Origin of the sequence: Cohnella sp. LGH, from assembly GCF_017671885.1 — a bacterium.
In the GTDB taxonomy this organism is placed as follows: Bacteria; Bacillota; Bacilli; order Paenibacillales; family Paenibacillaceae; genus Cohnella; species Cohnella phaseoli.
In genome coordinates, this window is sequence record NZ_CP072117.1 from 6,380,107 (window position 1) to 6,398,084 (window position 17,978).

At 51.4% G+C, this 17,978-nt stretch carries 16 protein-coding genes; 11 read left to right on the forward strand and 5 right to left on the reverse strand.

Annotation, left to right across the window (positions count from 1 at the left end):
- The first annotated feature begins 19 nt into the window (after positions 1 to 19).
- Entirely contained in the window at positions 20 to 1,729 is a 1,710-nt protein-coding gene (locus J4772_RS26570; RefSeq protein WP_209072121.1) for a glycoside hydrolase family 71/99 protein, read from the forward strand.
- A 75-nt stretch (positions 1,730 to 1,804) separates the two neighbouring features.
- Here J4772_RS26570 and J4772_RS26575 read toward each other — a convergent pair whose 3' ends face one another.
- Both J4772_RS26575 and J4772_RS26580 read right to left on the reverse strand, forming a co-directional pair.
- Positions 1,805 to 2,389, reverse strand: a complete 585-nt coding sequence (locus tag J4772_RS26575) for a Uma2 family endonuclease (RefSeq protein ID WP_209072122.1) — start codon at positions 2,387 to 2,389, stop codon at positions 1,805 to 1,807.
- A gap of 47 nt (positions 2,390 to 2,436) precedes the next feature.
- Entirely contained in the window at positions 2,437 to 3,033 is a 597-nt protein-coding gene (locus J4772_RS26580) for a Uma2 family endonuclease (protein WP_209072124.1), read from the reverse strand.
- A gap of 216 nt (positions 3,034 to 3,249) precedes the next feature.
- Between J4772_RS26580 and J4772_RS26585 the strand changes: the two genes are divergently transcribed.
- Positions 3,250 to 3,768, forward strand: coding sequence for a GNAT family N-acetyltransferase (locus tag J4772_RS26585; protein WP_209072126.1), 519 nt, complete (start codon positions 3,250 to 3,252; stop codon positions 3,766 to 3,768).
- A gap of 164 nt (positions 3,769 to 3,932) precedes the next feature.
- On the opposite strand, the gene J4772_RS26590 is transcribed toward J4772_RS26585, so the two are convergent.
- Positions 3,933 to 4,862, reverse strand: a complete 930-nt coding sequence (locus J4772_RS26590; protein WP_209072127.1) for an AraC family transcriptional regulator — start codon at positions 4,860 to 4,862, stop codon at positions 3,933 to 3,935.
- A 154-nt stretch (positions 4,863 to 5,016) separates the two neighbouring features.
- On the opposite strand from J4772_RS26590, the gene J4772_RS26595 reads away from it, so the two are divergent.
- The 5 genes from J4772_RS26595 to J4772_RS26615 all read left to right on the forward strand — a co-directional run bounded on the left by J4772_RS26595 (position 5,017) and on the right by J4772_RS26615 (position 10,663).
- Positions 5,017 to 6,027, forward strand: a complete 1,011-nt coding sequence (locus tag J4772_RS26595) for a Gfo/Idh/MocA family protein (RefSeq protein ID WP_209072129.1) — start codon at positions 5,017 to 5,019, stop codon at positions 6,025 to 6,027.
- Between the two features lie 15 nt (positions 6,028 to 6,042).
- Positions 6,043 to 6,867, forward strand: coding sequence for a sugar phosphate isomerase/epimerase family protein (locus J4772_RS26600; RefSeq protein WP_209072131.1), 825 nt, complete (start codon positions 6,043 to 6,045; stop codon positions 6,865 to 6,867).
- Positions 6,868 to 7,253: 386 nt separating this feature from the next.
- A complete protein-coding gene (locus J4772_RS26605) occupies positions 7,254 to 8,507 on the forward strand; it encodes an alpha/beta hydrolase family protein (protein WP_209072133.1) in 1,254 nt (417 codons plus the stop codon).
- Between the two features lie 6 nt (positions 8,508 to 8,513).
- The gene (locus J4772_RS26610) at positions 8,514 to 9,335 is read left to right on the forward strand and encodes an AraC family transcriptional regulator (RefSeq protein WP_209072134.1); all 822 of its coding nucleotides are present in this window, start codon (positions 8,514 to 8,516) and stop codon (positions 9,333 to 9,335) included.
- A 119-nt stretch (positions 9,336 to 9,454) separates the two neighbouring features.
- Complete coding sequence (locus J4772_RS26615) at positions 9,455 to 10,663, forward strand: Gfo/Idh/MocA family protein (RefSeq protein ID WP_209072135.1); 1,209 nt, start codon at positions 9,455 to 9,457, stop codon at positions 10,661 to 10,663.
- Between the two features lie 10 nt (positions 10,664 to 10,673).
- Here J4772_RS26615 and J4772_RS26620 read toward each other — a convergent pair whose 3' ends face one another.
- Both J4772_RS26620 and J4772_RS26625 read right to left on the reverse strand, forming a co-directional pair.
- Positions 10,674 to 11,276 carry a Uma2 family endonuclease gene (locus J4772_RS26620; protein ID WP_209072137.1) on the reverse strand — a complete coding sequence of 201 codons (603 nt, stop codon included), beginning with the start codon at positions 11,274 to 11,276 and terminating at the stop codon, positions 10,674 to 10,676.
- A 171-nt stretch (positions 11,277 to 11,447) separates the two neighbouring features.
- Positions 11,448 to 12,311 (reverse strand): sugar phosphate isomerase/epimerase family protein, encoded by an 864-nt coding sequence (locus tag J4772_RS26625; RefSeq protein ID WP_209072139.1) that lies wholly within the window; start codon positions 12,309 to 12,311, stop codon positions 11,448 to 11,450.
- 176 nt (positions 12,312 to 12,487) lie between these two features.
- Here J4772_RS26625 and J4772_RS26630 point away from each other — a divergent pair, with 176 nt between their 5' ends.
- From J4772_RS26630 to J4772_RS26645, 4 genes are all read left to right on the forward strand, one after another.
- Complete coding sequence (locus tag J4772_RS26630) at positions 12,488 to 14,113, forward strand: response regulator transcription factor (RefSeq protein ID WP_209072141.1); 1,626 nt, start codon at positions 12,488 to 12,490, stop codon at positions 14,111 to 14,113.
- Positions 14,100 to 15,923, forward strand: coding sequence for a cache domain-containing sensor histidine kinase (locus J4772_RS26635; protein WP_209072142.1), 1,824 nt, complete (start codon positions 14,100 to 14,102; stop codon positions 15,921 to 15,923). The genes J4772_RS26630 and J4772_RS26635 overlap by 14 nt, the downstream gene beginning before the upstream one ends.
- 151 nt (positions 15,924 to 16,074) lie before the next feature.
- Positions 16,075 to 17,013: an ABC transporter permease gene (locus tag J4772_RS26640; protein WP_247740859.1), complete on the forward strand. Its 939-nt coding sequence runs from the start codon at positions 16,075 to 16,077 to the stop codon at positions 17,011 to 17,013.
- 23 nt (positions 17,014 to 17,036) lie between these two features.
- Complete coding sequence (locus tag J4772_RS26645) at positions 17,037 to 17,927, forward strand: carbohydrate ABC transporter permease (RefSeq protein WP_209072144.1); 891 nt, start codon at positions 17,037 to 17,039, stop codon at positions 17,925 to 17,927.
- Positions 17,928 to 17,978 lie beyond the last annotated feature (51 nt).

The window sequence follows — 17,978 nt, forward strand, 5'->3', positions numbered from 1 at the left end:
TGCGAAGGGGACGAATAGGATGAGAAGAAAATTTGGAGGCGTATTACTGTTGCTAAGCATCCTTGTATCTATTGGCGCAGGTGCGGCCAATGCGAAGCCGATTAAGGAAACGGATAAGTTTCCGAAGAAGTTGACGAATGCCGGTTTTCATCCGCAGATTGGAATCTGGTATACCGTTTGGTGGGACGACGAGAAGCCTTATTCGGATCATTGGCAGGATTGGACGCGTTATCGTCCGGTTCTGGGCGATTATGCGTCCGACGATCCGGACATTATCCGCACGCATATGCAGTGGATCAAGCAAGCCGGCATCGACTATGTCATTCTGGACGATACGAACAGCCACTTTGCCGACGGAGGGAACATCGCGAACAACATCGAGGCTATTTTTGACGTGGTCGAGAGCATGCCGGAGGGGACTGCGCCTAAGCTTGCTTTTGCGATTGGAGCAGGGCAATACGCCGGCAATAGCGTCGAAGCTCACATGAAGGAAGTCGATTTGATTTACGAGCAGTACGCGAACCGGCCTTCCTATTATTACTGGAAAGGCAAGCCGCTGCTTGTCGATTACACGACCCCGGACTGGTTCTATAAATGGGATGACGAACGATTTACCGTCCGCTGGGCGACCGGATCGACGGGGGATGCGGCCAGCGTCGCTCCGGATACGGGATTATGGGGTTGGGTGTTCAACGAATACGTTCCGAACAAGGAAGTGTTCGGGGTCATGCCGGGCTGGGGAACGGCGCATCAAGGAAGGCCGACGACTCCGATCGACCGCCAAGACGGCAAGCTTTATACCGATCTATGGACGGAGGCAATTAAGCGCAATCCGGAAATGATCGTGATCGCGTCCTTTAACGACCATGCGGAAGAGATCGGCATCGAAGCGATTACTCCCCGCAGTACGGACGTGAAGCCATGGGTAGACGCTTACGGGACGCCAACGCCCGATTGGTACGAGCAAATAACGAAAGGCTACGCCAGCTTGAGACAGGGCTTCCTGGAAGATTACTATTACAAGCCGGAGAACGGCAAGCAAATCTATAAGCACGAGAATGGGAGGATGATCGAGCAATCCGCGGCTCCTCGCGGCAAACCCGTAATCGTTGTCCCCAAAGCTTATTTCACAGGGAAGTTTTTGAAGGACGAGGCGAAGAAGCCCGATAAAAACGTCGCAGTAGATGTCTTTCAAACTTGGGTAGACGACTTCAAAGGAATCCGGAAAAGCTGGAGCTACGAGACGTTATTGGAGAACGGAAACACGGTGCAAGGCCTATCCAACGGGGCGGAATTTTTCGACATTAAGAAATCGGGACTTGATCCGATGTTCGCCCAGATCGCCGATCCGAAGGAGCGCATTGCGCGTAAAGGGTTCAAGGCTCACCCGGCATGGCTGGATTCGAAAGGCTGGAGCTTGGGGAAGGTTGCAGTGAAGCTTCCGAAAGCGAAGAAGCTGATCTTGACCTATTATCCCGGCAAAGTGAATACCCTTAGCGACGGAATGACTTCGTCGGTGCTGGTGAACGGCACGTTGGTGGCTACCTGTTGGGTAACCGGAGATGCCGGGTGGAAGGACAGAGTCGCCGTCGATTTGTCCCAATACGCCGGGCAGTCGGTCGAGTTAACTTTTAAGGTAGGTTGGGGGCAAGAGGAACTGGGCGACGAGGCTACGACGGCCTACGACGCTTTCTTGATCGGCGACCCTCTAATCGTAACGAAGCTGTAAACTGAAGCAAGCCGGTTCGGGTCTGTTCACGACGAACCGGCTTGGTTTTGTTGTACGGGCGCAGGCTTCTCGAGTTCATTGCAGCAAATCCTCGAAAAGCCGGCTGACCGCGAAGGAGACGCAAGGGAGCTTGCTTGAGACGACCTGCTCGTCATTTTCGTACAGCTGGGTTAGCTCATACTTCCCGCGTTCGTCCAAGTGAAGCTGTTCCAGCGTCCATGCTTCGGGATCGACGATCCAGTATTCCGGAACGCCATGTTTCTCGTAGACCGCCCTCTTTTTCATCCTGTCCCGTTTTCGCGAGCTTGAGGAGAGAACCTCTACGGCCAGATCCGGCGGGCCTTCTATTCCTCGGGAAGTGACAATATGCTTTCGGCTGCGGTGGATTATGATCGCGTCGGGCTGTACGATGTTCGTATCGCTCAGGATGACGTCCAGGGGAGCGAAGTAGATCAAGTAATCCGATTTGCAGCTTTGTCGCAACGCATCGACCAATTCCAATAAGATGGACTGATGCGATGCTGTAGGACTCGAAGACATTAGCTCCAGCACCCCGTCGATGACCTCATAGCGGCTCCCATCGTCGGGCATTTCCGCATAAATCTCGTAGGTTACCGGCTGCTCCTTTACTTTGTCTGCAGCTTTTTTGTTTTTGTCCATCCGGAACATTCCCTTCTAGTAGAAATCGGAGTCAACGCAGCCAGCAGTTATCTCAACTGATCTAGCGGAACGGGAAGGCTGCTTACAAGCTCGTCCATACTGAAAGAAACGCAAGGGGCCGTTCGTGATCGAATCGTTTCCTCTCCGGAATAGACATCGACCAGTTCATAATAGTCATCGAGTAATTCATACTGCTCCAAAGTAAAGTTGGATGGATCAACGATCCAGTATTCGCGAACTCCGTACTTGGCATAGACGTTGCGCTTCGTCAGCTTGTCCCGCTTAAGAGAGTGCTTGGACGTAATCTCGACGACGAGATCGGGAGCGCCGTTAATGCCTCGGTTACTTATAATATGCGTCCGGCTGAGGTGGGTCATCATGAGATCGGGCTGCCGGACCTCAGTATCCGAGAGGATCACATCGAGCGGTGCGGTCACAATGATAAACTCGTTCCGGCAGCTCGCATTCAGCTTGAGCATGATCTGGCCACTCAACAGCTGATGAAGCGGCGTGGGAGAAGGACTCATCAACTCCAGCACCCCGTCCGAAATCTCGTAACGGTTGCCGTCATCCTCCATGTTCGCGTACATCTCGTAGGTCACGGGCGACTCCTTCACCAATTCCTCGTAAGTTTTCTTCTTCATTTTCCCCGCCTCCGTCTCCTAATCAAAAAGCACCCCGCAAAGAAACACGTGAACGTGTCCGGCTTTGGGAGGTGCTTCCTCGACTTATTTCCTTTATTATGCCGAATTCGTCAAGGGCTGTCAAACTTTGATTTCTAGCCCGCCTAGTCTTCCGATTTGCGACAGAGAGACCGAGAAGGTAGGATAAAGATAAAGCAAGAGGAAGGATGGAGCGCCATGAAGCTTTCATTTCGGCAAGTAGAAACAAGAGAGAATATTGAGACTGCAGCGGAGCTAGCCTCCGAAATTTGGCACGAGTACTTCATTAGCATCATTACAGTTGAGCAGATCGAATATATGCTGGACAAGTTTCAATCCGTTCATGCTATGACAGACCAAATCGAGCGCCAAGGCTATGAGTATTACTTCGTGCAGGCAGACGGACGCAACGTCGGGTATATAGGGATCAAGCCGGAGGGGACGAAGCTGCTGCTGAGCAAGTTTTACCTTCTCAAGGCGCACAGGGGCCAAGGGTATGCGAGCCAAGCGATGAGCTTCATGGAGGAGCTGTGTAAGCAGCGCAAGCTGGGTGCGATCTGGCTTACCGTTAATCGGCACAACGCCTCCACCATTGCCGTCTACGAGAAAAAAGGCTTTCGAACCGTTCGCGAGCAAGTGGCGGATATTGGCGGAGGCTACGTTATGGACGATTATATTATGGAGAAAGAAATTGCGCTTGATGAACCGGGACGGTAGATAGTGCTCCTGCAGCTATCTATTATGGAAGGCGCAACGCTGAGAGCGGTCAAAGGTTAAAACGCGATTGCAAGGTTGGAGCGGGAAGCCGATAGACATAGTTGTAACAACGATAAAGCCTGACCCGTTAGCGGTAGACCGCGAACGGATCATTGCTTCGGCATTCAGTCCGAAGACGCCGGCCCGACAAGCGGAGAAGACGATGCGGAATCAGGAAGGGCTACACTTCGGGCTTTAATTGTTCGCGCATACTCCGACGGGGACATGCCGACCGTGCTTTTGAACTGGCGCGAGAAATAATGGACGCTGCTGTAGCCGAGCAGGTTGGAGATTTCCGTCAGGTTATAAACGTCCTCGCGAATGTACGTTTTGGCGCGGTCGATCTTCGTCTTGTTCAGGTAGCCGATGATGCCGACGCCGACGGTTCGCTTGAACAGGATGTTCATCTGCGTCCGGCTTATGCTGAATTGCGCGCACAGATCGTCCAACGTGATCTTGTCGGATAGGTTGCGTTCGAGATAGTCGACGATGAGCCGGCTAAGGCGTTCGCCTTGGTTTTCCTTCGTTGTCGAGAGGAGCGAAGCTCGCGAAGGAGCCGAGCCTTCGTTGCGGACGATCCGGATCAGCAATTCCTCCAGATAGAGCTTGAACAGCTGCTCCGCTCCGAACGGCGCGTCCGGCCGGGGCGATATCGGATATTCGTTCAGGCCGAAGGCGTTGCCGCTCTCCTTCATCAATCTGGCCAATACCGCGTGCTCGGCTTGTCCGATGCGGAACAGCTTGTTACGGTCGAAAAAGGCCATCGATTCGTTGCTGCAGCTGAACGTAACGATAAACAGGTTGGGAGCTTTGCTGCCGGTGCTTTCCAATCGGTGATATTCGTTCGGGCTGTGCACGAGAATATTGCCTTGATTCAGGCGATAGTAGCCCGACCCGGTGTTCGCGTTGACCTCGCCTTTGTCCACGTAGACAATCTCCCAGAAATCGTGGCTTTCCCCGTTATACCTCTCACGATTGGACAACTCGAAATAATAGCAGGTATAAATCTCCGTAACGACAATTCGCTCGTCCAGCCTGTAAGGCACGAACTCCATCTCGCCGCCCCCCTTTGAATTAAAGTATAAAATAACCGTTCGATTCTGCAAATAGACGTGCAAATAAAACGACGGATTTTCTAAATCAATTCGGTTGTCGAAAAGTTATGATGGGGCTGTCGAAGCGGAATTTCGATTAGGAGGGGATAGGGCGATGATCAAGGTCGGCTTGGTAGGCTTAGGTTCGATGGGGCGCGTACATCTGGACATCTACAGGAAGCTGGAGGAAGAGGGCTTCCCGATCCGTTTGGTTGCTGTATTGGACGCAGACGGGCGAAAATTCGAGACGACGGAACGAGAGAGCAATCTCGTCGATGTGGGCGGAGCTAGCGATCTGTCCAACGTCAACGCGTATACGGATGCGGAGCTCTTTTTCCAGGAACAACTGGACATGGTGGATATTACGCTGCCCACGTATTTGCATGAAGAGTACACGGTCCGGTCGTTGAACAAGGGGCTGCCGGTTTTGTGCGAGAAACCGATCGCGTTGGATTCGGGTAGCGGGGCGGTTATGCTCGAAGCGGCGGAGAAAACAGGGAAAAACTTGATGATCGGACACTGCCTTCGTTTCTGGCCGGAATACGAGCAATTAAAGAGCATCGTGGACGGCGGAAAATACGGCAAAGTCAAGACGGCTACCTTCTACAGGGGCGGCGGCGCACCGGAGTGGTCCTACGAGAATTGGATGCTCCAAGTGGAGAAGAGCGGCGGCGCGCTTGTCGACCTGCACATTCACGACGTAGACATGATCAACTGGCTGTTCGGGAAGCCCGAGGCGGTGTCGGCGCTGTGCAGCGAGCACTATGACATCGTCTCCGCGCATTTCCGGTATTCGGACGGTAAAATTATCCACGCGCAAGCGGATCTGTCGCTGCCGGGAGAGGTCGGGTTCGAGATGACTTTCAAGGTTCATCTGGAGCAAGCGACCCTCGTGTATCGGGATTTTCAGTTAACCGTCTATCCGGCGGACGGGCCTTCCTGGGTCTACGAGCACGACGGGAACCTCGGTCATTACCAGGAAATCAAATACTTCGCCGAGCGACTGCTCTCCGGCGGAGCCGTGGAAACGTCGCCCCCGGAGCAATCGCTGTTGGCGCTCCGCATCGTCGAAGCCGAGCGAGTCTCGTCGGGCCAAGGCGGGCAATTCGTGAAGATAGGCGAATAAGAGAGGAGAATCAGAATGGATATCGGCGTCATTCATATGCTCGACAACAGTTCGAAGGAAAATATGTTTCAGGCAGTAAGCGACTACGGTTTTCCCGTCTGCCAGCTTAGCTGCTGGAATATGGAGCTTTGTACGCCCGAAGTCGCCCGACGGGTCGTTCGGGAAGCGAGCGAGGCGAACGTTCGCGTCTGCGCGGTGTGGGCCGGCGTACCGGGACCGGCGGTGTGGAACTTCACGGAAGGGCCGGTCACTCTCGGCCTTGTCCCCGAAGCGTACCGCGCGGAGCGGGTCGAGGCGCTGAAGAGGTGGGCGGATTTCGGGGAATGGATCGGAGCGCCCGCAATCATTACCCACTGCGGATTCATTCCCGAGAATTTGACGGACCCGGAATATCCGGCCGTCGTCGCCGCGATCCGCGAGGTCGCGGAGTATTGCGAAAGCAGGGGATTAGGGTTCTGGTTTGAGACCGGGCAGGAGACGCCGATCGTTCTGCTTCGCACGATCCAACGAATCGGCACGTCGAATTTGGGCATTAACCTCGATCCCGCGAACCTGATCCTGTACGGGAAAGGCAACCCGATCGACGCGCTCGATACGATCGGCTCCTATGTGCGCAATATTCACGTCAAAGACGGATTGTATCCGACAGACGGCGAACGGCTGGGAGAAGAGGTGAAGGCGGGCACGGGCAAAGTCGATTTCCCGGCGTTCGTGCGCAAGCTGGGCGATATCGGATTTAAGGGCGAATATATTATCGAACGGGAAATCTCGGGCGAAGAGCAGCGGCAGGACATTCTAAGCACTACCGCCGATCTGAAGCTGTGGCTGCAAGGAGTTTAATAGTCGAGTCGCAATGTCTCCAATTTTATGGAAATTGAACTTTGACTGCGGATCTATCTATAAAAGTCTACGGAGGGAAGTTAGTCGGAAAATCGTACAAAGTAGTTCGAATTGGGGTTGAAATGGGAACATTTGTTCGAAAAATCGTACAAAGCAACTCGAATTGGGCTCAAACGATGGAAGTTTGTATGAAAAACCGTACAAGTCGACCAAAATCAAGGGTTGTATGTTGCATAAGCGTCGTCGATGATTATACGGATAACTACTGGTAATGCGACTCCGCATAGGAGAAAGCCCCCCTTCAGCTTTGCGCAGTTTAAAATTGTTGACGAATATTTACCAGATGGTATAGTTCAAATAAACAAAGCGTAGCGGGGGTTATGGGCATGCCAATAGCAGAAGAGCTTACTGCAAGTTTTGAAAAATTAAAAGGAACTATGCCAAAGGTAAAATCGATAGCTGATTATCATCCCGACGGTGAATTCAGTGGAATTGAAGCCATTACGTACGAAGGCGTTCCTTATAACGACGGCAGGCGTACAAAAGTCTTTGCTTATTTAAGCGTTCCAGAGGTTAAAACCGGAGAAAAGCTTCCGGCGGTTGTGTTAATACACGGTGGCGGCGGCCATGCTTTTGCCTGTTGGGTTAAAATGTGGAATGATCGCGGCTATGCTGCGATTGCAATGGATACAACCGGATATATGCCCGGCAAGAAGAATGCCGGCAGCCGCGAGGTATCGGAAGAAAACGAATGGGTACACGAACTAACGGGCGTCTTCGAAGAAGAAGGATATGTGCCCTCGCCTTTGAACGACGGAATGAGCACCTCGGATCAGCCTATGGAAAACCAGTGGATGTATCATGCTATATCGAGCGCGATTCTGGCAGGCAATATTTTGCGTAACCATCCATGCATAGACAGCGATAAGATCGGGGTCACGGGAATATCCTGGGGAGGCGTCATCTGTTCGCTGCTGCTCGGGTACGATCAGAGATTTGCATTTGCGGTGCCCGTGTACAGCAGCGGCTTTCTCGGAGAGGGATTAAGCGATCTGAATCAGATCTTCACAAGACCCGAAGTTAAGATGAACTGGTTGGCGGAGAGAAATTTCGACAACGTGAAGCTTCCCGTTCTGTGGCTTGCGTGGAATGATGACAGCGCTTTTTCCATACAGCCCAATTCCCTTTCCTATTCAGTAACCGCGCTAAACCATGCCAATACGCGTCTAAGTATTAAAAACTTGATGTACCACAGCCATGAGCATGGCTGGAAGCCGGAGGAAATCTATGCGTTTGCAGACGCCCAGATTAACGGCGGCGATCAGTTTCCCCAAATAACGGTTCAGCCTAACGGGAGAAAATTCAGCTTTCCGGTTGAATGCGGCAAAGACGTGCGGATTACGGGAGCTACCGGTTATTACATCTGTGAACCAATGGCGTATTCGAACTTTGACAAATTCGGTTATGGCGAATATTCCTTTATGAAGCAAAGCTGGCAGACCATTGACTGCGACGTACAGGATAATCGCCTGATTTCCGGCGTTTTTCCGGACACCTGCGTTTCATATTATATCGAGATTGCCTTTACGCTCAATAAGCAAGAGCTTGTCATCTCAACGGTATTTGTTGATCTGCAGTAGGCTCAAATGCGAGAGAACTTCGGAAACTATCTGGCCAACATCCAAACGTCCATATTTACGGTTTCCTACCGGCATGTCGGTACGAACTGGTCTTACTCGAATGTAAATTACGAATATAATCTTCTCTACTATATCACGGACGGCAGCTGCACAATTCGCAACAATGAGGAAGAGCTTCGCCCTTCGGCAGGCCAGCTTGTGCTGCTGCCTGAAGGAACGCAGATTACGACTTCCTCGAACGACGAACGTTTCGCCAAGTATTATTGCCATTTTACGGCTTCGCTTGGAGAAACTCGGCTTTTCGACTTAATCAAGCTGTCCGCCATGATCGATGCCAAAGATCGCTCGGCGATTGAGAAGCAGTTTCGCGAGCTTCTTCATTACGCGTCAGGACATCATATGACGTCGGCCTTGCGCTGCAAAACGATTTTGCTCCAGCTTCTGTGCACCTACATTGAGAGCAGTCCGCTTTGCAAATTTACCGATACCGGACATTCTCCGCTGGAAGCGATTAACGTGGTGCTGCAGCATATCGAAAGCCATTTGTCGGAGAAGCTGTCGGTGGAGAGGCTGGCCGGGCTCGTTCATTTTCATCCGCACTATTTCATTCAGGTGTTCAAAACAATGGTCGGTTGCCCGCCAATTCAGTACATCACGAAGTTAAGGTTTGAGCATACGTGCATTTTCCTATCTTCGACAGGGATGAGCGTGAACGAGATTGCCGAGCGAGTCGGCATCGAGCCCGATTATTTCGCGAAATTTTTCAAGCATCACTCCGGCATGACGCCTACGGAATATCGGAATCGTTCCAGGGCGCGGCCGCAATGACCTGATTATTTTCAGGATACGCCTTACTTATTTCAATACCTCTCCGAGCCCGTTCAAGACTATAGTAAAAATGTAGTTTTGAACAAGTTGGCGTATACGCCTAAGGAGAGAATGCAGCAATGGGAGCAAATGGACCGGTACGATTGGCCGTCGTGGGCGGAGTTCGCGGCGGCTGTTACAGCAAATCCGTATCAATGATGCCTGATAAAGTCCAACTGGAAGCCGTATGCGATCTGAATGAAGCCGTTTTGAACAATTGGCGGACGAATCATCCCGGAATCAAGACGTATACGAGCTTCGAGGCGCTGCTGGACGATTCTTCGATCGATGCCGTGCTGTTGGCAACGCCAATGATGCTGCATGCCAAGCAGGCCGTGCAAGCGATGAAAGCTGGAAAGCATGTGCTAAGCGAAGTCGCCGCCGCCAATACGATTGAAGATTGCTGGCAACTCGTCGAGACGGCCGAGCAGACAGCCATGATTTACATGATGGCCGAGAACTTCAATTACTTCCGCTTGAACATGATGGTCAAGAACATGGCGGATCAAGGCGCGTTCGGAGAGCTCACCCACGCCGAGTGCGGTTATATACACGACTTGCGGGCAATTTCCCATAATGAGGCGGGCGGCTTGACGTGGCGGGGCGAGATGCTGAGAGACTATAACGGCAACAACTACCCGACCCATTCGCTCGGTCCGGTATCCCAGTGGCTGGGCATCCACCGCGGAGACGAGTTCGACTATATGACGACGATCGTCTCGAAGCCTTCTTCCCAAAGCTGTTATTTTGCTGAAATGTTCGGGACCGATCATCCCGGAGCGTCTCCGGAATATTGGAAGCAAGGCGATTCATCCTTAACCCTGATTCGAACGAAACAGGGAGCCGTCATTTATTTGCGGAACGATTTCTCCTCCGCTCGTCCGTTCAATTACGCGCACTTCGGATTGCAAGGGACGAAAGGCGCTTTCCTGTCGGCCCGGCGCGATGGGGAAGATCCGCTCGTATGGCTGGATAGCCAATCGCCCGACAGGTCGTATCAGGGGACCGTGCAGTGGCAGTCGATCTGGGATCTCGCCTCCGAATATGAGCATCCGTCCTGGAAGAAGGATCGGGCCAAGGCGGAAGAGGCCGGGTTCGGCGGAGACTATTTTGTGATGGGGGAATTCGCCTCGGCCGTTCAAGAAGGACGCCGTCCGGCGGTTGACGTCTACGATTCCGTCGCCATCAGCTGCGTATTCCCGCTGTCGGTCCAGTCTGTGGCGACGAACGGCAAGCCGGTTGCATTCCCAGATTTTACGAAGAACCGATCCCGCTATAAGTATTTATAGTAAAATGCTCTTACTCTAGCATATCCGGATGTACAGGCAGGCTTTGCACAATCTCGTTCATGCTGAACGAGGCGCACGGAACCGTCTTCGAACTGATCGTGTCGTCTTCGGCGTAAACCTCGATCAGTTCGTAGCGATCTCCGTCCAGAGTGTATTGCTCCAGCGTAAAGTTGGAAAGATCAACGATCCAATATTCAGGGACGCCGTATTTCGCATACACGGTGCGCTTCTTTACCTTGTCCCGCTTGCGCGAATGCACAGATGTAATTTCCACGACAAGATCGGGAGCGCCGTTAACGCCTCTGTTGCTGATGATCGATATTCTGCTGCGATGGATCATGACGATATCCGGCTGCCGAACTTCCGTGTTGGACAGGATGACATCGATCGGCGACGGAACAATGATGAACTCGTTTTCGCAACTGGTTTCTAAACGGAATAGCATCTTGTAACATATCATCTGATGCGTAGTCGTCGGGGAAGGGCTCATTAGTTCCAGTACACCATCGGAAATCTCGTAGCGGTTGCCGTCGTCGATCATGTTGGCGTACAACTCGTAAGTAACGGGCGACTCCTTGATGACCTCTTCGTACGTTTTCTTTTTCTCTCTCATGACAGTTCTCCTCCTTATCGGAAAAAAGAAGCACCTCAGCAAAGAAACACATCGTGTGTTTATCTTTGCGAGGTGCTTCCCCGACAATTATTTACTCCATTATGCATGAGTCTCCATGAACTGTCAATTTGAGGGGCAGAACCGTGCGTAAATAACTCCGATTGCGTCCGGTTATGCTTCGTCCCACATGCGCTTCGCATTCTCCAGACCCGTTTGGGCCCCGAATCGGCAATCTTCCAATCCCTCGAACTCGATGGAGATATATCCGTCGTAACCGGAAGCTTTAATGAGGCGCAGCACCTCCCGGATGTCGATATCGCCCTGCCCGACGATCGCGCCCCGAAGGTAATCGCCGCCGGCAGTCTGAAACCACCCGTTGCCGGGATTGAGATGCTTGGAACGCAGGTAGAAATCCTTCAGATGAATCATCGAGGCCAGACCGACATTATTTCTTACGCCTCTGACCGGACTTTCGTCGACGCACATGAAGTTGCCGATGTCCAGCGTCGTCTTGAAATTCGGCCGTCCGACCGCGGCGATCAGGCTTTCTACCCGTTCGCTGGCCTGCATGTAAAACCCGTGATTTTCTACGCTTGTCGTAATTCCGAAGTCGGCCGCATATTCGGCAATTTGTCTGCACGCCTCGGCAAGCTTTGGCAAATCGTTCTGGAAATAAACGATCGACGATTGTTCCGTCGGTCTCGATGCGACGTCGTGACGGAACAGCTTCACGCCCAGGGCAACCGAGATATCGACTTCCCGTTTGACTCGTTCGATCTCTTCCCGATAGGCAGATTCATCCTCGCATACGAAGTTGGCCGCGACCGTGTAATTCGAGATGTCGATGCCGACTTGCTCGGCTTTGCGGCGTATTGCCGGAACAAGCTCCGGCTGCTGCGTCAGATCGTAGCCGATCGGTACGATTTCAACATGCTCGCCGCCGATTTCCTTCGTCCATTCGATCACGTCCGGCACAGTCATTTCCTGCGCTATAATCGCTCTGCTTAAGCTGTAAGTGCTCATTCCCCATTTCATTTTCTGCACCGCCTGTCATTGTTTACAAGACTCCCCTCACTATAGCCATTGCACGCCGGGAGAGAAATTGAATTTAGTCAGCTTTACCCGGAAATAATTCAGAACCCTAAGGAAAACGTGTCGTTTTGTTGTTATATTAGGGTTGTAACTTCCGACATCATGGAGGGGGACCGGATATGTATCGGGTATTGATTGCCGAGGACGAGATGCTCGTGAGAATGGGGCTTAAGCATTCGATCGACTGGAGCGAATATCATATGACCGTGATCGCGGATGTCGCGAACGGTCAGGAAGCGCTGGAAATCTATCGACGGGAAATGCCGGAACTGCTCATTACGGACATTAAGATGCCGATCATGGACGGCATGGAGCTGATTGCCCAAGTACGCGAAATGAATTCGGATGCGCAGATTGTCATTCTGACTTGCGTGGAAGATTTCGAGACGGTACGCAAGGCGTTGGCCCACAATGTGCAGGACTATATGTTGAAGCTGGAAATGACCACAGAAGATATGGGAACGGTATTGGCCAAAATCAGGGACAGGCTCGATCGGCTGCACAAATCGGCGCATACCCGCAGCGATGTGGATATCCATATTCTGAAAGACAATCTCATGAAGGAATACTTGCTGGGAACGCGATATAGCGAAGCTGAGTTTACGGCCAAAGCGGCAAACCTGAACATGCGGCTGCACCCGCATCGAATAGTCGTGACGCTTATGGAAATCGACAGGTTCGACCTGTTATGTAAGCGGTTTAAAGACCAGAAAGGACAACTCGTCCGCATGTCGCTATTAAACGTGCTAAGCGAAGTGTTGACGAACTACGGCTGCGGAGAAGCGTTCGCCGATGCGGACAGCCGCTATTTGCTCGTATTCGGCTTCGACGAATGCAGCGGCGAACAATCGATAACCGATAGGGTGAACACGATCGTCGAGCACATTCGCAGTGTCCTAAACATGTATTTCAACATTTCCGTTTCATTCGTCATCAATCGTCCGCAGATCGGCTACCCATCGATGAAAGAGCAGTATAGCGAGTGCCTGGCCAAGCTGGAAGATCGATTTTTTCTCGGCGTCGGCTCAAACACTTATGTAGGCGGACAGCAGCCTATGCGTATCCCGGAACAGATCGGCAGCGATCTTCTTCGGCTTGTGCAGGATTGGCAAACGAACGATGCCGCGAAAAAAACGCTCGAACGCACGATGCGTACGTTTCTGACCCAGGACGATGCTGTGAATGCGGCGGATATCAAGCGTACATTCAAGGTCTGGGTGCTCATGGCTGCGCTCACCGTCCGGCTGTCCCAAGCGAATATGCCGGAGCTCGTTGCGGATTATAGCGATCGTATGGCTGGGGCGCGGACTCTGCAGGAGCTGGCGGATATTTTTCGTACCTATCTGCATACGATCGGGGATTTCTTGTCCAATAAAACAACGTTAAGCAAAGAGGTATCCGATGTCATTCGTTATATCGATGAAAACTATAAAAGGGAGCTTACGCTGGCGGAGTTGGCGGAGGTCGTTCATGTCAGTCCGAATTACTTAAGCAGCTTGTTCAAGAAAGAAGCAGGCATTAATTACGCCGATTATTTGCTGCAATATCGGATTGACAGGGCGAAAGAGCTGCTGCTCGGCACCTTCAGTAAAACTTACGTGATTGCGGAACAGACCGGATTCGCCAATCAGAGCTATTTTAGCCGGGCGTTCAAGAAGTTGACAGGAATGGGGCCGAAGGAATATCGCAGAGAATGGACGATGCACCGGGATGCGGAAGGGGAGCCGAACGATGAAGGGCATTAGCCGGACCGTCATCCGCAGATTGTGGCAGAGTATTCGCGCCCAGCTTGTGCTTACGTTCATGATCATGAGCATCATCGTCCTTGTATTAAGCTCGATACTGATCTACTACGGCGTACTGGACATTCTGAAAACGCGCAGCGAGGACTCGACGTTAAGACTATTCCAGCAGACGGAACAACGTATTCAAGGGTTTCGCGCCGAGATGGACAAAGTATCGAAGCTGCTGCTGCTTAATCCGGAAATCGAAAGCTATATGAACAAGGAAAAGGACGGGAAGAATTACGACGCGGAGGATGTCATCCAGATCAACGGGCTCCTCAACCAATTATCGCTGATTCTCAAAAATTACGATTTTATTTCGTCGATTTATTTTTTCTCGTCCGACGGCTCGATTATCGGGTTGCGCGATGACGAACCGATCGCGGTGAGCGACGAGGATCAGAAGCATTGGCAGGAAATCGCCGCGACATACGGAGACGCCGGCCGAACGTTGGGCGACATCCTATGGGTGAGACCCGAGGTGTCGCAGCGGCTGCTTCGCGACTTGAGCTACAGACCGCTGAACGAACCGATGATTTCAGTTGTCCGCGGGTTCAGCACGATCTACAGCAAAAGATGGAATGCGTTCGTGATTAGCGTTAATGAAAGCCGCTTGGAAGATTTGTACGGCAACTTGTCCAAATTCAGCGAGGACGAGACCTTTCTTTATGATGGAAGCGGCAATATTGTGTCCAGCTCCAATAAATCGGCGATCGGCTCGATGGCTTCCCTGCAATTGTTGGAGCGGGGCGCTAGCGAGTACGGCAGCTTTATCGAGCAAAATAAACAAATTATCTACTACCGTATGGCGGACACGGATTGGACATTAGTCCGATATGTGCAAATCAGCGATTTGGTCAGGGACATCTGGTCGCTGCGGAGCAAGATGATGTGGATTGTCCTTGGCAATGTCGTTATCGCCTTGATTTTATCCTTTTATTTCATTCGCAAAATCACGATGCCGCTCAAGCGTCTGACGAAGGGGATGGGGGAGGTGGAAAAAGGCCGGTTAGGCGTCACCTTGGAGAATGTCGATAATGAAATCGGGATGCTGACCCGGGGATTTAACCGGATGTCGCAAAGCATCTACGAGCTGGTAGAACGGAACAAAGGAGCGGAGCAGGAGAAGCGGCAGATTGAAATCAGTTTGCTGCAATCGCAATTGCAGCCGCATTTCTTATACAACACGTTAAATACGATCAAGTGGATGGCGATTGCGGCTCAAGCGAAAAACGTCGCCGACAGCATCACATTTCTATCGAATCTGCTTAAGCCGATCTATAACAATCCAGCGCTCGTGTGGACTTTACGGGAGGAAATCCAATATTTGAACAGCTATATTAAAGTCATGAATATTCGCTACGGCGAGCATATCGTCATGGAATATCGCTTGCCGGAAAGGCTGCTCAACGCTAACGTACTACGTTTTACGCTTCAACCGATCGTCGAGAACGCGATCGTACATGGCATGGAAGCCAATCAAGTCATCGGCACTATTGCATTGGAGGGCAGAGAAGAGGAGGACAAGCTCGTTCTCGAGATCGAGGATCGGGGCAGAGGCATTTCGAGCAGCGAGCTTGCCGATCTTCAGGCTTATCTTGCAAGCGGCGATCAGTTAACAGGGGAAGTTCCGCAATTTGGCATCGGCTTATTAAACGTCCAGAAGCGAATACGGCTTCATTTTGGAGAAAACTACGGTCTCTCGATCCATAGCGTTGTCGGGGAGGAAACCCGGGTGACGTTGGCCCTTCCGCATAAAATCGTAATCTAGTGCATAATTGCGCTCGCTTTCTGTCCAAACAAGTAGGCGGACAGGAAGCGAGTGCCTATAATCGTAATTCCGTTTATTTAACCTTCGGCTGCAGCTCTCTATAATTCATCTTAACGGATCTTTCGCCAAGACGACTAGAGAGGAGCAGCCTATGCAAGCCCCGATTACAATCTCCCCCATCCCGAAGCCGAAACCGAAAATTACATGGCGGCGATTGTCGTTGTTTCTGATGATATTGCCGCTTCTGGTGCTCGTCATCGCATTCAGCTATGTGCCGTTATTCGGATGGGCGTATGCGTTCTTCAAGTATAAGCCCGGCATTCCGCTGTCGGAGACGCCATTTGCCGGATTGGAATACTTCCGCTTGTTATTTGGCGCAAATAGCGAAATCGGGAAAGTGTTGATCAATACGCTCGTTATGAGTTTTTTGAATATTCTGACCTCTCCATTGCCGCTTGTTTTTGCCATTCTGCTATCCGAGCTTCGCGGCCGCAGGTTAAAGAAGTTTGTTCAAACGGTAACGACAGTGCCTTATTTCATTAGCTGGATCATCGTGTTCTCTCTCGTTTTTTCCATCTTTTCGTTCGAGGGTATTTTCAATACGCTGCTGACGCAATTCGGCTGGATTAAAAATCCGGTTAACGTGCTGGGCAATCCGGATACCGCTTGGTACGTGCAGACGGCGATCGTCATCTGGAAAAACACGGGCTGGTCCGCGATCATCTATTTTGCGGCGATTGCCGGTCTGGATTCGCAACTGTTCGACGCCGCCAAAATAGACGGGGCGGGGCGGTTCAGGTGCATATGGCACGTCACGCTGCCCGGATTGATGCCGACGTTTATCGTCCTTCTGCTGTTAAATGTAAGCAATATGCTGAGCAACGGCTTCGACCAATTTTTCGTCTTTTATAATCCGCTCGTTGCAGACAAGTTAGAGGTGCTCGATTACTACATCTATCGCGTAGCCTTCCATGGCAACGATTATCCGTTCGCCACCGCAGTGGGCATGTGGAAAACGTTAATCAGTATCGTGCTCTTGTTTGCCGTAAATCAGTTGGCCAAGAAAATCCGCGGCCAATCGATCATCTAATTGCGCTGTAAGGAGGTGCCCGCTTGAATACGAAACGTACAAACTTCATGGAAACTTTATTTCATAGCTGCAATCTCGCATTTTTCCTGATCGTTGCATTTGCCTGCACCTATCCTTTCTATTATATATTGATCTATACGATCAGCGATCCCGTGAAAGCGGCAGGCGGACTGCTGCTGCTGCCCAAAGGGCTCAATTTCGTCAATTACGAGAAATTGCTGCAAACGCCGGCGTTATATTCGACGGCAGTCATCTCGATTTTTCGTACGGTCATCGGAACGATCATAACGGTAGCGTGCTGTACTTTTTTCTCCTATATCGTAACCAAGCAGGAATTGTACTTCCGCAAATTCATTTATCGGTTTGTTGTCATTACGCTTTATTTCAACGCCGGTCTCATTCCGTGGTACTTGACGATGAGATTCATGCATCTCGACAACAACTTCCTGCTGTATGTGCTGCCATCGGCGATCAGCGGTTTCTATATTGTCCTGATCAAGACGTATATCGAACAATTGCCGGCGGCTTTGGAAGAGTCGGCGATGATGGACGGCGCAGGCTATTGGACGGTTTTTAACAAAATTATCGTGCCGCTCTCGCTGCCGATTATCGCCACGATCGTCGTCTTTGCCGCTGTAGGGCAGTGGAACGCCTGGCAAGACAATTACTTTCTCGTCTCGAAGCCAAGTCTGCAGACGTTGCAAGTCATGCTGTATAACTACTTGAACTCCGCGGCCGCGATGGCGAATATGAATCCGTCGGACCTCCTGGATAAGAGCGCCGCGCACAAACTTACGCCGGAGTCGATCAAGATGACGATGACGATGATTGTCACGTTGCCGATTCTGTTCGTTTACCCGTTCATGCAGCGTTATTTTGTCAAAGGAATTATGTTAGGGGCCGTAAAAGGCTAATGCAACGATTGAACGGTCTTGGCTGCTCACCGCAGACAGGCTTTCAATATA

Excerpts from the sequence above, each read along its gene's own strand:
- J4772_RS26570 (WP_209072121.1), top strand. The coding sequence starts at position 20 with ATGAGAAGAAAATTTGGAGGCGTATTACTGTTGCTAAGCATCCTTGTA.
- J4772_RS26575 (WP_209072122.1), bottom strand. The coding sequence starts at position 2,389 with ATGGACAAAAACAAAAAAGCTGCAGACAAAGTAAAGGAGCAGCCGGTA.
- J4772_RS26580 (WP_209072124.1), bottom strand. The coding sequence starts at position 3,033 with ATGAAGAAGAAAACTTACGAGGAATTGGTGAAGGAGTCGCCCGTGACC.
- J4772_RS26585 (WP_209072126.1), top strand. The coding sequence starts at position 3,250 with ATGAAGCTTTCATTTCGGCAAGTAGAAACAAGAGAGAATATTGAGACT.
- J4772_RS26590 (WP_209072127.1), bottom strand. The coding sequence starts at position 4,862 with ATGGAGTTCGTGCCTTACAGGCTGGACGAGCGAATTGTCGTTACGGAG.
- J4772_RS26595 (WP_209072129.1), top strand. The coding sequence starts at position 5,017 with ATGATCAAGGTCGGCTTGGTAGGCTTAGGTTCGATGGGGCGCGTACAT.
- J4772_RS26600 (WP_209072131.1), top strand. The coding sequence starts at position 6,043 with ATGGATATCGGCGTCATTCATATGCTCGACAACAGTTCGAAGGAAAAT.
- J4772_RS26605 (WP_209072133.1), top strand. The coding sequence starts at position 7,254 with ATGCCAATAGCAGAAGAGCTTACTGCAAGTTTTGAAAAATTAAAAGGA.
- J4772_RS26610 (WP_209072134.1), top strand. The coding sequence starts at position 8,514 with ATGCGAGAGAACTTCGGAAACTATCTGGCCAACATCCAAACGTCCATA.
- J4772_RS26615 (WP_209072135.1), top strand. The coding sequence starts at position 9,455 with ATGGGAGCAAATGGACCGGTACGATTGGCCGTCGTGGGCGGAGTTCGC.
- J4772_RS26620 (WP_209072137.1), bottom strand. The coding sequence starts at position 11,276 with ATGAGAGAGAAAAAGAAAACGTACGAAGAGGTCATCAAGGAGTCGCCC.
- J4772_RS26625 (WP_209072139.1), bottom strand. The coding sequence starts at position 12,311 with ATGAAATGGGGAATGAGCACTTACAGCTTAAGCAGAGCGATTATAGCG.
- J4772_RS26630 (WP_209072141.1), top strand. The coding sequence starts at position 12,488 with ATGTATCGGGTATTGATTGCCGAGGACGAGATGCTCGTGAGAATGGGG.
- J4772_RS26635 (WP_209072142.1), top strand. The coding sequence starts at position 14,100 with ATGAAGGGCATTAGCCGGACCGTCATCCGCAGATTGTGGCAGAGTATT.
- J4772_RS26640 (WP_247740859.1), top strand. The coding sequence starts at position 16,075 with ATGCAAGCCCCGATTACAATCTCCCCCATCCCGAAGCCGAAACCGAAA.